Annotated in this window: 15 protein-coding genes; 10 read left to right on the top strand and 5 right to left on the bottom strand. The window is 49.3% G+C overall.

What is annotated here, in order from left to right; genetic code table 11:
• Nucleotides 1-91: 91 nt before the first annotated feature.
• The 6 genes from ACTHUT_RS01990 (at nucleotide 92) to ACTHUT_RS01965 (ending at nucleotide 6,243) form a co-directional block, all read left to right on the top strand.
• Nucleotides 92-1,216 (top strand): ABC transporter ATP-binding protein, encoded by a 1,125-nt coding sequence (locus ACTHUT_RS01990; RefSeq protein ID WP_003746147.1) that lies wholly within the window; start codon nucleotides 92-94, stop codon nucleotides 1,214-1,216.
• A 15-nt stretch (nucleotides 1,217-1,231) separates the two neighbouring features.
• Nucleotides 1,232-2,197 carry an ABC transporter permease subunit gene (locus tag ACTHUT_RS01985; RefSeq protein WP_003746146.1) on the top strand — a complete coding sequence of 322 codons (966 nt, stop codon included), beginning with the start codon at nucleotides 1,232-1,234 and terminating at the stop codon, nucleotides 2,195-2,197.
• On the top strand, nucleotides 2,197-3,084 hold the full coding sequence (locus ACTHUT_RS01980; protein WP_003679574.1) for an ABC transporter permease subunit: 888 nt from the start codon (nucleotides 2,197-2,199) through the stop codon (nucleotides 3,082-3,084). Before ACTHUT_RS01985 ends, ACTHUT_RS01980 begins: the two co-directional genes overlap by 1 nt.
• Before the next feature lie 149 nt (nucleotides 3,085-3,233).
• A complete protein-coding gene (locus ACTHUT_RS01975; protein WP_440385735.1) occupies nucleotides 3,234-4,529 on the top strand; it encodes an NAD(P)/FAD-dependent oxidoreductase in 1,296 nt (431 codons plus the stop codon).
• 108 nt (nucleotides 4,530-4,637) lie between these two features.
• Nucleotides 4,638-5,588: a thioredoxin-disulfide reductase gene (trxB, locus tag ACTHUT_RS01970; protein ID WP_204788314.1), complete on the top strand. Its 951-nt coding sequence runs from the start codon at nucleotides 4,638-4,640 to the stop codon at nucleotides 5,586-5,588.
• A gap of 169 nt (nucleotides 5,589-5,757) precedes the next feature.
• Nucleotides 5,758-6,243, top strand: coding sequence for a DUF4189 domain-containing protein (locus tag ACTHUT_RS01965; protein WP_254344777.1), 486 nt, complete (start codon nucleotides 5,758-5,760; stop codon nucleotides 6,241-6,243).
• A gap of 72 nt (nucleotides 6,244-6,315) precedes the next feature.
• Here ACTHUT_RS01965 and ACTHUT_RS01960 read toward each other — a convergent pair whose 3' ends face one another.
• The 4 genes from ACTHUT_RS01960 to ACTHUT_RS01945 all read right to left on the bottom strand — a co-directional run bounded on the left by ACTHUT_RS01960 (nucleotide 6,316) and on the right by ACTHUT_RS01945 (nucleotide 7,852).
• Nucleotides 6,316-6,756, bottom strand: a complete 441-nt coding sequence (locus ACTHUT_RS01960; RefSeq protein ID WP_003682952.1) for a hypothetical protein — start codon at nucleotides 6,754-6,756, stop codon at nucleotides 6,316-6,318.
• Nucleotides 6,757-6,826: 70 nt separating this feature from the next.
• Nucleotides 6,827-7,273 carry an SsrA-binding protein SmpB gene (smpB, locus tag ACTHUT_RS01955; RefSeq protein WP_049348437.1) on the bottom strand — a complete coding sequence of 149 codons (447 nt, stop codon included), beginning with the start codon at nucleotides 7,271-7,273 and terminating at the stop codon, nucleotides 6,827-6,829.
• Between the two features lie 84 nt (nucleotides 7,274-7,357).
• Nucleotides 7,358-7,573: a hypothetical protein gene (locus ACTHUT_RS01950; protein ID WP_003746135.1), complete on the bottom strand. Its 216-nt coding sequence runs from the start codon at nucleotides 7,571-7,573 to the stop codon at nucleotides 7,358-7,360.
• Nucleotides 7,574-7,648: 75 nt separating this feature from the next.
• On the bottom strand, nucleotides 7,649-7,852 hold the full coding sequence (locus tag ACTHUT_RS01945) for a cold-shock protein (protein WP_002217533.1): 204 nt from the start codon (nucleotides 7,850-7,852) through the stop codon (nucleotides 7,649-7,651).
• A 257-nt stretch (nucleotides 7,853-8,109) separates the two neighbouring features.
• Here ACTHUT_RS01945 and clpS point away from each other — a divergent pair, with 257 nt between their 5' ends.
• Together clpS and clpA are read left to right on the top strand one after the other, a co-directional pair.
• A complete protein-coding gene (gene clpS / locus ACTHUT_RS01940) occupies nucleotides 8,110-8,421 on the top strand; it encodes an ATP-dependent Clp protease adapter ClpS (protein WP_440385734.1) in 312 nt (103 codons plus the stop codon).
• 3 nt (nucleotides 8,422-8,424) lie between these two features.
• Nucleotides 8,425-10,704 (top strand): ATP-dependent Clp protease ATP-binding subunit ClpA, encoded by a 2,280-nt coding sequence (gene clpA, locus ACTHUT_RS01935; protein WP_440385733.1) that lies wholly within the window; start codon nucleotides 8,425-8,427, stop codon nucleotides 10,702-10,704.
• Nucleotides 10,705-10,907: 203 nt separating this feature from the next.
• Here the strand turns inward: clpA and ACTHUT_RS01930 are convergent, their stop codons facing one another.
• Complete coding sequence (locus ACTHUT_RS01930; protein ID WP_440418667.1) at nucleotides 10,908-11,309, bottom strand: hypothetical protein; 402 nt, start codon at nucleotides 11,307-11,309, stop codon at nucleotides 10,908-10,910.
• A 112-nt stretch (nucleotides 11,310-11,421) separates the two neighbouring features.
• On the opposite strand from ACTHUT_RS01930, the gene ACTHUT_RS01925 reads away from it, so the two are divergent.
• Nucleotides 11,422-12,009, top strand: a complete 588-nt coding sequence (locus ACTHUT_RS01925; RefSeq protein ID WP_440418666.1) for a factor H binding protein domain-containing protein — start codon at nucleotides 11,422-11,424, stop codon at nucleotides 12,007-12,009.
• 105 nt (nucleotides 12,010-12,114) lie between these two features.
• Nucleotides 12,115-13,536: a surface lipoprotein assembly modifier gene (locus tag ACTHUT_RS01920; RefSeq protein WP_440385731.1), complete on the top strand. Its 1,422-nt coding sequence runs from the start codon at nucleotides 12,115-12,117 to the stop codon at nucleotides 13,534-13,536.
• The last annotated feature ends 17 nt before the right edge of the window (nucleotides 13,537-13,553 follow it).

Below are 13,553 nucleotides of genomic sequence, written 5' to 3'. Positions count from 1 at the left end.
CCGACTCCCGCCAGCAATCAAACAGCTTTTTATCACCCATTCGAAAATCCGTTTTGCCGGTACTCGTCTTTCTTTTTGGAGTATTGCCATTATGACCGCAACCACTGCGTCTTCAGCCAAACCTTATTTGCAAATCCAAGGCTTGGTGAAAAAGTTTGGTGACAATTACGCTGTCGATAACATCGACTTGGACATCTATCAACACGAAATCTTCGCCCTTTTGGGCAGCTCAGGCAGTGGCAAATCCACACTGCTGCGTATGTTGGCAGGCATGGAAAGCCCCAATCAGGGCAAAATCATTCTCGACGGTCAAGACATTACCAAGCTTGCCCCGTATGAGCGCCCAATCAACATGATGTTCCAAAGCTATGCCCTGTTCCCGCACATGAGCGTTGAACAAAACATTGCTTTTGGCCTGAAACAAGACAAAATGCCTAAAGGCGAAATCGATGCCCGCGTCGAAGAAATGTTGCGCCTGGTGCAAATGACCAAATACGCCAAACGTAAGCCGCACCAACTTTCCGGTGGCCAACAACAACGTATCGCTTTGGCGCGCAGCCTGGCAAAACGTCCGAAAATCCTGCTGCTTGACGAACCTTTGGGCGCACTCGATAAAAAACTGCGCCAACAAACCCAACTGGAATTGGTCAACACGCTGGAACAAGTCGGTGTAACCTGCATCATGGTTACCCACGACCAAGAAGAAGCGATGACGATGGCGACCCGTATCGCCATTATGTCCGACGGCCAATTGCGTCAAGTCGGCACACCTAGCGACGTGTACGACTACCCTAACAGCCGCTTTACCGCTGAATTTATCGGCGAAACCAATATTTTTGACGGCGTCGTTATTGACGACCGCGCCGATTTCTCCATCGTCAAATGTGACGGCTTGGAAAACCACGTCCGCATCGACCACGGCCTGGGCGTTCCGAACGACCATGAAATCTGGATCAGCATCCGCCCTGAAGACATTGATTTGCACAAAGAGAAACCGGAACACTTGGGCGCGCACAACTGGGCCCAAGGCACAGTCAAAGAAATTGCCTACTTGGGCAGCTTCGCGATTTACCACATCAAACTTGCCAACGGCCGTGTCGTCAAAAGCCAAGTTCCCGCACCTTATTGGTATGTGCGCAACATTACGCCGCCGACCTGGGACGAGACTGTCTACATCAGCTGGCCTGAAAACCAACCGACACCTCTGTTCAGTTAATTTGAGGGAAATGCAATGAACCTTAAAAAACTGAAAAACAAACTGTTCCGCCGCCCCGGCCAGCGTGCAGTGATTGCCGTGCCGTATATTTGGCTTTTGATTCTGTTTCTGATTCCGTTCGCCATCGTATTGAAAATCAGCTTTGCCGAACAAGAAATTGCCATTCCGCCATTTACGCCGCTGACAACGATTGATGAAGACTTAGGCCGTCTGAACATTGCCATCAGCTATCAGAACTACGCCGACATCTTCCAAAACTTTTGGAATACGCTCAATCCGTTTGGCGACAGTGAAAACAGCAATATCTATCTGATGACCTACTGGTCTTCGATTAAGACGGCGCTGACGACAACCATCATCTGCCTGTTGATCGGTTATCCGACCGCTTATGCCATTTCACGCGCGAATCCGGCTGCGCGCAACGGCCTGCTGTTGGCAATCATGCTGCCTTTCTGGACCTCTTTCCTGTTGCGTGTTTACGCATGGATGGGCTTATTGGGACACAACGGCATCATCAACAATTTCTTAATCAAATACGGAATCATCAGCGAGCCTTTAGACTTGTTCTACAATGCTTTTTCGCTGAATTTGGTGATGGTTTACGCCTATCTGCCGTTTATGATTTTGCCGCTGTACACACAATTGGTAAAACTGGACAACCGTCTGCTCGAAGCCGCTTCCGACTTGGGTGCAGGTCCGATCAAATCGTTCTTTACCATTACCCTGCCTTTGTCCAAAACCGGCATCATTGCAGGCTCTATGCTGGTCTTCGTTCCGGCTGTCGGTGAATTTGTGATTCCTGAATTGGTGGGCGGTTCTGAAAATCTGATGATCGGTAAAGTATTGTGGCAGGCATTCTTCGACCAAAACAACTGGCCGCTGGCTTCTGCCGTCGCCGTCGTCATGGTTGCCCTGTTGGTTGTACCGATTGCCCTGTTCCAACACTATGAAAACCGCGAATTGGAAGAAGGAGGCAAATAATGCAGAAAACCAAATTATCCTGGTTCTTGAAACTGATGCTCCTGCTCTCGCTGGCATTCCTCTATATTCCGCTGGTAGTTTTGGTCATCTATTCTTTCAATGAATCCAAACTGGTTACCGTTTGGGGCGGTTTCTCAACCAAATGGTACGGCGCATTGATGGAAAACGACACCATCTTGGAAGCCGCCTGGCTGTCATTGCGTATCGCCATCGTTTCCTCGCTTGCCGCCGTGGCACTCGGCACATTGGCAGGCTACGCTATGGCGCGGATTAAACGCTTCCGTGGCAGCACCCTGTTTGCCGGTATGATTTCCGCGCCTATGGTGATGCCTGATGTGATTACCGGTTTGTCCATGCTGCTGCTGATTATTCAGGTACAAATGTTCCTGCAAGGCAGTGAATTGCTGCAATCGCTCTACTTCGATCGCGGTTTCTTCACCATCTTCCTCGGCCACACCACGCTTTGCATGGCGTACATTACCGTCGTCATCCGCTCGCGCTTGGTGGAATTGGATCAATCCTTAGAAGAAGCCGCTATGGACTTGGGCGCCCGTCCGCTGAAGATTTTCTTCGTGATTACCCTGCCGCTGATTGCCCCTGCGATTGCTTCCGGCTTCCTCTTGGGCATTACCCTGTCTTTAGACGACTTGGTCATTACCTCCTTCCTATCGGGCCCGGGTTCATCGACATTGCCGCAAGTGATTTTCTCCAAAATCAAACTCGGCCTTGACCCTCAGATGAACGTTTTGGCAACCATCCTGATCGGTATCATCGGTACGCTGGTGATTGTCGTCAACTACTGGATGATGCGTCAGGCAACCAAACGGGAACGCGAGGCTGCCGAAGCCTACCGCCAAGAAAAATTGGCAGCCGAGAAAGCCGCCTAATATGCAGACAGGCTGTCCGATAAAGTGTCGGAACAGCCTGTTTTATTAACCGCATTTTATCCTTTCAGACGGCCTAAACTTAAGCCCATATTCCTGGTCGTCTGAAAACCTGTTTTCAATAAAGTGAAAACCAACCTAAAGCCCAAATCATGATCAATCCCAGCTTCAAAGAATACCTTCCTTCCTACTATGTCAGCACAGTCAATCCCCATCCGTCTTATCCGACGCTTGAAGGCCGTCTGAAAACTGAAACCTGCGTTATCGGCGGCGGCTTGACCGGTTTATGCACCGCCCTACCGCTTGCCGAAAACGGCCATGAAGTCATCGTGCTTGAAGCCGCACGTATCGGTTTCGGCGCATCAGGCCGCAGCGGCGGACAAGTCATCAGTGATTTTGCCTGCGGCATGGAAGAGATCGAAAAACAAGTCGGCTTAGAACAGGCCCAATGGTTCTGGCAGCAATCCCTGCAAGCCGTTGAACTGGTTGACTCGCGCATTCAAAAACACAATATCCAATGCGATTGGCAACGCGGCTATGCGACCGTCGCCGTCCGTCCTCAGCATTGGGAAGAATTGCAACAATGGCACGAACACGCCCAAAAACATTATGGCGCAAGCCATTACCAGCTTTGGGATAAAGCCACGCTGAAGCAGCAACTTGCCAGTGATAGGTATCAAGGCGCGCAATTTGATCCTTTATCCGGCCACTTGCACCCGCTCAATTACACCCTAGGCATTGCCAAAGCGGCAGCCGATGCAGGCGCACAACTTTTTGAGCAGTCCCCCATGACACGTATCGAGCCATGCGATAACGGCTGGCTGGTTCATACGCCCAATGGCAGCGTTGAGTGCAAAAACCTCGTTTATGCCGTCAATACTTATGCCGGTTTACACCCGAAATTCAAAGTATTGGAACAAAAAGCCATTGCAGTCAGCACCTTTATCATCGCCACCGAGCCTCTGGGCGAGCGTGCCAAAGACCTGATCCGCAACAATATGGCCATCTGCGACAACCGCCACGTCCTCGACTACTACCGTCTCAGCGCCGACGGCCGCCTGCTCTTCGGCGGCAAAGACAACGAATTTATCGACGATCCAGACCGCATGACCGAACTCGTCCGCCAAGACATGCTGAAAGTTTTTCCACAACTTGCCGATGTCAGAATCGAGCATTCTTGGGGCGGCGAATGCGACATTACGCGCAACCTCGCCCCACATTTCGGCCGCCTCGCCCCTACCGTTTTCTTTGCACAAGGCTACTCCGGACACGGCATGGCAATTACCGGCATTGCCGGTTTGGCAATTGCCGAAGCCATCATGGGCGATGACGGCCGTCTGAAACCTTTTGAACAACTGCGCCACAGCAACATTATTACCCAACCATTCCTGCGCAAACTCGGTTCTTACCTCGGTTCAAAATACTATCAATGGAAAGACAGCCACTAAACCCAAACGACAAACATATTTCAGACGGCGGCAGATTCAAGTAGAATTTAGGCCGTCTGAAAGCGTAGACACGACAAAATTCAATCATTTATCAGCAAGGAAACCATCATGAGCAACCATCACAAACTCATCATCCTCGGCTCCGGCCCTGCCGGCTATACTGCCGCCGTCTATGCCGCCCGCGCCAACCTTAACCCTGTAATCATTACCGGTGTTGAGCAAGGCGGACAATTGATGACCACCACAGAAGTGGACAACTGGCCTGCCGATGCAGAAGGCGTACAAGGTCCGGAACTAATGGCCCGTTTCCAAGCTCATGCCGAACGCTTCGGCACTGAAATGATTTTCGACCAAATCCACACCGTTGATTTGCAAAACCGTCCGTTTACCCTCAAAGGCGATATGGGCGAATACACCTGCGATGCACTCATCGTTGCCACGGGCGCATCCGCCAAATATTTAGGTTTGCCAAGCGAAGAAACCTTTGCCGGCAAAGGCGTTTCCGCCTGCGCAACTTGCGACGGCTTCTTCTATAAAAAACAAGATGTTGCCGTAGTCGGCGGTGGCAATACCGCTGTGGAAGAAGCCCTCTACCTTGCCAATATCGCCAACACCGTTACCCTGATTCACCGCCGCGACAGCTTCCGTGCCGAGAAAATCATGGTGGACAAATTGATGCAACGCGTCGAAGAAGGCAAAATCATCCTCAAGCTCAACAGCTCGGTTGATGAAATCTTGGGCGACGAAAGCGGCGTTACCGGTGCACGCTTGAAACACAATGACGGCGGCACTGAAGAAATCGCTGTAAAAGGCGTTTTCATCGCCATCGGCCACAAACCCAACACCGATATCTTCAAAGGTCAACTTGATATGGATGAAACCGGCTACCTGAAAACCAAAGGCGGTACCGGTGATAATGTCGGCGCAACCAATATCGAAGGCGTATGGGCGGCAGGCGACGTCAAAGACCATACCTACCGTCAAGCCATCACCAGCGCGGCTTCCGGCTGTCAGGCCGCACTTGATGCCGAACGTTGGCTCGACCGCCACAGCGTATAAGCCTCTAAGCCACATTCTATTCTTTGAAACATCATCAACAGGCCGTCTGAAATTTCAGACGGCCTATCATCTGTTTGCCACACTGAATTTCATTTTAATGGCAAATTTATATCAAATAAGTACTTTTGCTTTATAATGACAACAAATACCCAACAAACAGGGAACAAACATGAAAAAAACACTAACGACACTTATCCTTTGCGCACTGACTCCTGCCGCCCTGGCTGCCGATACTTACGGCTACCTGGCCATGTGGCAAAACCCAGCCGACAGCAATGAAGCGCTGCAAATCAAAACCACCAAAGAAAATGCCACCCAACTGGACGCGACGGCAGAACTCGAAACATTCTGCAAAGGCCAAGATGCCTTAGCCGGTATCGGCGCTGGCCAAGCAACAGGCTGCAAAACGGTTGTCCCACTGCACAATACCTGTATCGCGGTTGCCTACCCTAAAGCCATGGGCAAATTAACTGCTCAAAACGTGGTGGCCATTACGTCTCCGCGCTTCAAAAACGTGCATCAAATTGCCTTGAGCCAGTGCATCAAAAAATATGGCTCTCAAGGACAATGTGCTTTAGAAACAGTCTATTGCACTTCCGATACTTACTATCAAGGTACGGTCAAAACCCTTTGGGAAAAAATCAAATCCATTTAAGGCCGTCTGAAAATAAAACCGGCTTGCCCGATATTCTCCATATCACGGCAAGCCGGTTTTTTATTCTGGCTTTTATTTACTATTTTTTTCCAACAATTTGGCGACAACGCCTTCGGCCTGTTTCACCAAATCAGGATTGGTTCGGAAGTGGTTTTCATCGTTCAAAGAGTAGCTGACCGTAGAAACCGCGTACTTGGTGCTTCGCAACACAAATACGCCTTTACGCAAGATTTCGTTATTGCCTTTGGTTTTGTAACGCAGGTTATACGGGCAAGAAGAATCATACAGTTTGCCGCGGTTGTCCGCGGTTACAATCGTACTGCCAATGCCGCGTTTCGCCAAAGCTTTGGACAAAGCACGATCCAAATCATGCGGTCTTACTTTTGCGTTTTGAATGATGCAGACATGTTTGATGCTGGTCAGCTCTTCAGGTTTCAATACTCTTTGTTCCGTAGTGGAACACGCGCCCAGCAACAATACGGCTGAAGCCGCCGCTAAAATCATGGTTTTCATCTGTTTTCCTTTTAAAATGTTCAAACAATAAATATTCAGACGGCCTTCATGCAAAGGCCGTCTGAAAAAATCAACGTACGTTTTTCATCAAACGTTGTTTCTCACGCTTCCAATCCGCTTCTTTCAGGCTTTGGCGTTTGTCATGCTGTTTCTTACCCTTGGCCAAACCGATTTCCACTTTGATTTTACCTCGGGTGTAATGCAGGTTTAAAGGCACAATCGTATAACCGGCGCGTTCGGTTTTGCCGATTAACTTATTGATTTCCGATTGTTTCAACAATAACTTACGCGGACGGACAGGGTCGGGTTTGACGTGTGTCGAGGCAGTGGGCAACGCGGTAATGTGGCAGCCCACCAAATAGAACGCGTCTTTTTTCCAGTAGATATAGCTTTCTTTTAATTGCACGCGTGCAGCGCGGATGGCTTTGACTTCCCATCCTTCCAATACTATACCGGCTTCGATTTGGTCTTCGATAAAGAAATCGTGAAAGGCTTTTTTATTATTGGCAATACTCATTGTGCTGATTCTTTACAAACTTTTCAGACGGCCTATTTTATCAGGCATGCTTAAAAAATAAAACGGCAAACGGTTTTGAAACGTTTATTCGCTTAAAACATGGCGGCGGTAAAAGCGGTCTATATCGGCAATCGCTTTTTCATCTTCAGGGCGCAAATCCAATTTCAAATCGGCAAGGCGGATCAAAATTTGGTCTTCACGCTCGGCAACGGCGCAGCTGACCTCGCCTTCGCTGCGGAAATGACGGATAAGCTCGTCCAACTGGTTTAAAGCATTTTGATAAGATGAATTTGGATTCATAATTTTTAACTCGAACGCCCATAAAAAATGGCGGGAAACCCCGCCATGATTTTACGGCTTATGCCGCGCATTTGATTAAGCAGCTTGAATGTTAGCAGCTTGTTTGCCTTTAGGGCCGGTGGTTACGTCGAAAGACACGCGTTGGCCTTCTTTCAGGGTTTTGAAACCTTCCATGTTGATCGCTGAGAAGTGAGCGAACAGATCTTCGCCACCTTCGTCAGGAGTGATGAAACCAAAACCTTTAGCGTCGTTAAACCATTTTACGATACCGGTTGCCATTAGAAACTTCCTATACTTAAAAATTAACAAAATCAGCAAAACAAGGCATACAGCAAACTAAAACGTTCAGCGTTTCTCCCCCGTTTTTATTACGCGGTCGAGTGCCAACTTCTGCTTAACCGTCTTTTTACATTTGTTAAGACAAAACGTCAAGCTATGTTTTCAAAAAAGTGGGAAAATAGAAAAAATTGGCCGAAATACAACAGAAAACGGTTTGCACTCTAAAACAGGCCGTCTGAAAACTGAAATCTAAGCTTATGAACCATCCGAATACCGACCACCAATCCGATACCCTGATCAGCGATATCAACACGCAGCCGCCGAAACGTTACGGCGTATTTTTATTGAACGACGATTACACCACCATGGAATTTGTCGTCGAAATCCTGACCGAAGTCTTTATGCTTGCACAGGAACAGGCAGTGGCCGTTATGCTGCTGGTGCACCACGAAGGCAAAGGCCTGTGCGGCACCTACACGCGCGATATTGCGCAAACCAAGCAGCATCAGGTCATGGAACGCGCCAAAGCTGAAGGGCATCCGCTCAAATGTATAGTCGAAGAGGTTTAAACCATGCTTTCACCCGAATTGGAACACATCCTGCAACTGCTCTACCGTGAAGCACGCAACGCGCGTTATGAGTTTATCAGCTTGGAACACCTGCTTTTGGTGCTGATAGAAGAAGATGCGGCTGTGCCAAACGTCTTGAAACTGTGTGGTGCGGATTTGAAAGTCCTGTCCGAGCAGCTGGCCGCCAGTGTTGCCGAAAATACGCCGCAAATTCCCGATCATCTTCTGGATACGGTCGAAACCCAGCCGACATTGGGCTTCCAACGCGTCATCCAACGGGCAATGGTGCATACCCAGTCTGCCGGTAAAGCCTCAGTAGAGCCTTTGGATATTTTGGTTGCCATGATGAGCGAATCCGAAAGCCATGCCGTTTATTTCCTCAAATTGCAATCCATTACGCGCTTTGAAGTCTTGCGTTGCATTGCCCATGGCTCACCCGATGACGAAGACGGCAATGATTCAGACGGCCTGGAACGTGAGGGCGAAGAAGCGGAACCAAAAACCGGCTCCCTTTCCGACTACACCGTCAACCTCAACGCCGAAGTTAAAGCCGGCCGTATCGACCCCTTAATCGGCAGAAAACACGAAATGGAACGACTGGTGCAAATCCTGTGCCGCCGCCGCAAAAACAATCCGCTTTTGGTCGGCGAAGCAGGCGTGGGCAAAACCGCGCTGGCGGAAGGCTTGGCACATCAAATCGTCAACGGCGACATTCCCGATGCGCTGAAAGAAGCCGAAGTGTACGCGCTGGATATGGGTTCGCTTTTGGCGGGTACGAAATACCGCGGCGACTTTGAAGCGCGGGTTAAATCCGTCTTGAAACAGCTTGAAAAAATCCCGCACGCCATTTTGTTCATCGACGAAATCCACACCATCATCGGCGCGGGCAGTACCAGCGGCGGCACAATGGACGCGTCCAACCTGCTCAAACCTGCATTGGCGAAAGGCTCGCTGCGCTGCATCGGCGCGACCACCTACGACGAATACCGTACCATTTTCGACAAAGACCATGCCTTAAGCCGCCGCTTCCAAAAAATCGATGTGGTCGAGCCTACCGTCGCCGAAACCGTGCAAATCCTGCGCGGCTTGAAACCGATGTTTGAAGATTTCCACCAAGTCCGCTATACGCAAGGCGCACTCGAAGCCGCAGCCGAACTCTCTGCCCGCTATATTAACGAGCGTTTCCTGCCCGACAAGGCCATCGACGTAATGGACGAAGCAGGCGCGGCACAACGGATTCTGCCCAAATCCAAACAGAAAAAAGTCATCGGCAAAGCGCAAATCGAAACCGTCATCGCCAAAGTCGCGCGGATTCCTGAAAAAACCGTCTCGCATGACGACAAACAAGTGCTGCAATTCCTCGGCCGCGATTTGAAAAACATGGTTTACGGTCAGGAAAACGCCATCGACGCGCTGGTTGCCGCCGTCAAAATGTCGCGCTCTGGCCTTGCCCTACCCGACAAGCCCATAGGCAGCTTCCTCTTCTCCGGCCCGACCGGCGTCGGCAAAACCGAAGTCGCCAAACAGCTTGCCTACTCGATGGGCGTACCGCTGCAACGCTTCGATATGTCCGAATATATGGAACGCCATGCCGTATCGCGCCTCATTGGCGCGCCGCCGGGCTACGTCGGTTTCGACCAGGGCGGCCTTTTGACCGAAGCCGTCAACAAACAGCCGCACTGCGTGTTGCTCTTGGACGAAATCGAAAAAGCCCATCCCGACATTTTCAACGTTCTCCTGCAAGTCATGGATGCAGGCAAACTGACCGACAACAACGGCAAGAGTGCCGATTTCCGCAACGTCATCCTGATTATGACCACCAACGCAGGCGCGGAAAGCCTCAGCCGCCCCAGCCTCGGCTTTACCGCCAAACGCGAGCGCGGCGACGAAATGCAGGCGATCAACAAACTCTTTACGCCCGAGTTCCGCAACCGCTTGGACGCGATTATCCCGTTTGCGCCCCTGTCCGAACCCGTCATCGCCAAAGTCGTGGACAAATTCCTGCTCCAGCTCGAACACCAGCTCCTCGACAAAAAAGTTGAAGCCGAGTTCACGCCGGCATTGCGCAAATATCTAGCGGAAAAAGGTTTCGACCCGCAAATGGGCGCGCGCCCGATGCACCGCCTGATTCAGGAAAAAATCCGCAAACCACTCGCCGACGAACTCCTGTTCGGCAAACTCGCCGACGGCGGCTTCGTGCGTATAGACTGGGATGCAGCAAAAGAAGAAGCCGTATTGAAGTTTAAGAAAAGCAAGGTCAAACCTGAAACAGCAGCGGTTTGAAGGATAAAGGCAAAAAAGGTCGTCTGAAAACGAGATTTCCGTTTTCAGACAACCTTTTTGTAATTAATGCCTAATTCTCCGTCTATATAGAGGCTACAAATAACAAAATACCTCGTAATTTAACAAATTAATTATTTTTGTAAATTATTTACTTGATATTTTTAAATGACTATTTGATAATACATCTACATTTTAATTATCAATCAATTCATTGCAAAGGAAATATCTATGTCTTTCAAAAAAGTAAGTGCAGCAACTATTATCGCCCTGAGCTTGGCGGCTTGCAGCAACAACCAGCCTAATGACACTCCATCCATCACTAGTTCATCAAATGGCATCCAGAAGAATAACGGCAATTCTGCTGACAATAATAGTAATACTTCCAACAATAATAGCAATACTTCCGGCAACAATGGCAATACTTCCGGCAACAATAGCAATACTTCCGGCAACAATGGCAATACTTCCGGCAACAATAGCAATACTTCCGGCAACAATAGCAATACTTCCGGCAACAATAGCAATACTTCCGGCAACAATAATTCTTCTGCCAACGCTACACCACGCGTTGATTTTTCAGTTTCATATGAAGGCTTAAAAAGCAATGCTAATGAAGCTGTTCAACACCTAGCAAAAGAGTTTGGTGTTGATGATGCGGCCCTTCAATCATACACTGTGAAATTAGGTAATCAAACCAGTAAGGGCAAGGAACTTAATTTGTCCGGATACCCGCTCAAAAAATTAGCACTCAATCAAGACTTCCAAGAAACCGCCATTGCGCGTGCCGAAGGTAAAAATTACACCATTATCCAAAGCGGTAAAGCCCATATTTACCGTCAAAACTACTCTTTGATTGCGGGCATCAATCCGACAAAAGCTACTCTTAGAGGTCCAGACATCAACAAATCTGAAAATCTTGACGATACTTATATCCTGATTAAAGGTCAAACTACCCAAACCCTGCCGACTTCGGGAAAATTTGACTACTCAGGTATTGCAAGCGATGGCGCAAGCAAAGGCAAATTGGCTTATTCTGTTGACTTCGACAGCAGAAAAGGCAGCGGTAAAATTACCGGTGTCGGCAGCGACATCAATCTGCACGAAGCGTCTATTCGAGAAGGCAGCTACACCAACGAAATCGATAACACAGTAATTAATGGACACGGCATCGAAGGCTCTTCCAACCGTGGCAGCTACCGACTCGGCTTCTTCGGTCCGGATGCGGAAGAAATCGTCGGTACTGTCGATGATAAAAAAATGGTGAAATCGGCTTTGCCGGCTCCCGCTAATATTAATGTAATATAACCAAAAGGTCGTCTGAAAACGTTTCAGACGACCTTTTCGACCATTTTCACCGTGTTATCCTTATAATGACAGAATATTCCTACGACCCATATCCCACTGAATAAAATGAATAAAAACCATCTCGTCTTACTAATATTCTCCTTCACATCAGCCGCCCTTGCCGAAACACCCGTTGTCCGTGTACCTGCTCCTGTATTTTTTGACAAACAATCCAACAGCGAAACGCCCTCAAAAGAATTTACCGACGACAAACCTGCAGAACAGAGGCTTTCAGACGACCTTCCTGCCGATTCCTCATTGGAAGCACAGATCAACCGCGCATTAATCGGACGGGACTGGAAGACGCTGGAAGGTTTGTTGACGCAATATAAAGCCGTGCCCGACCGGGATGCCGTTTTATACGATTATGCTTTAGGCGCGTTGCGGCGCAGTCAGTTGCGGCATGGTGAGGCTGTATCACTCTATCGCGGCATTTTGGCGAAACATCCCGATTTGGCGTATCCGCGTTTCGATTTGGGCGTAATGATGTTTGAAAACAAACAGTACCATGAGGCAAAAGCTGAATTGAAACGGGCAAAACCGGATTTGCAGCCGCCCATGCAGCAACTTGCCGACCGCTATCTTGCTTCCATTGAATCGACGCAAAGCTGGCAGCCCGATGTTTCGCTGCAATACGAGCAAACCGATAATGTGAACAATGCCTCGTCCGAGCGCGTTATAGAATGGAACGGCAGACGCTGGAATAAAACCGCTGAGAGCCTGCCGCAAAAGGCGCACAGTATCCGCTATGGCGCAGGCGTAGCGCGCGAAATCAATGTGGGTGGACATCATTTTGTTTACGGCAACCTCAGCGGCGACGGCGTGCATTATTGGGACAATCAGGATTTTAACGAGCAAAGCCTGCACTTAGCAGCAGGCTATAAAAACCGTTCGGCGGTGCAATCTTTCGGGGTTGTACCGTTTGCCGAGCAAAACTGGCTGGGCGGCAAACGTTATAATCGTGAAACCGGTATCAATACCGACTTTTCACGTCGTCTGAACGAAAAATGGCGGTTCTCACTCAATGCAGGTTATATCAAAAAATACTATCGGAACAGCGATTCGGCAGAGCGTTACAACAGCCATATGCCACTGGCGGGTGCAACGCTGGCATACTCTGCGCCGAAAAACTGGCTGCTCTACGGCGGCGCGGACTGGTCGCACGACATGACCAAAGAAGCCGAGCAAGCATCTGTGCGCAAGGGCATACACTTCGGCGCGGCGAAAGCGTTTGAGAACGGATTCGGCATCCGCACCAACCTGCGCTACGCCCGCCGTACCTTTGATGCACCGGGTAGCCTGGTGTACCGCCTAACCCGAAAAGACCATGAATATCAGGCAAATGCCTCTATTTGGCACAATAAAATTGCATGGAAAGGCTTAGTGCCGCATTTAAATTTCCGTTACCTGAAAATCGACAGCAATATGAGCGGCTTCTACTCCCGCAAGAATATGCAGACATTCGTCAGTGTGGAGAAACAGTTTTAATGCAACAGGAATGGAAA

Source organism: Neisseria sp. P0022.S010 (assembly GCF_051956635.1).
This window is presented reverse-complemented; position numbering and strand designations above follow the sequence as displayed.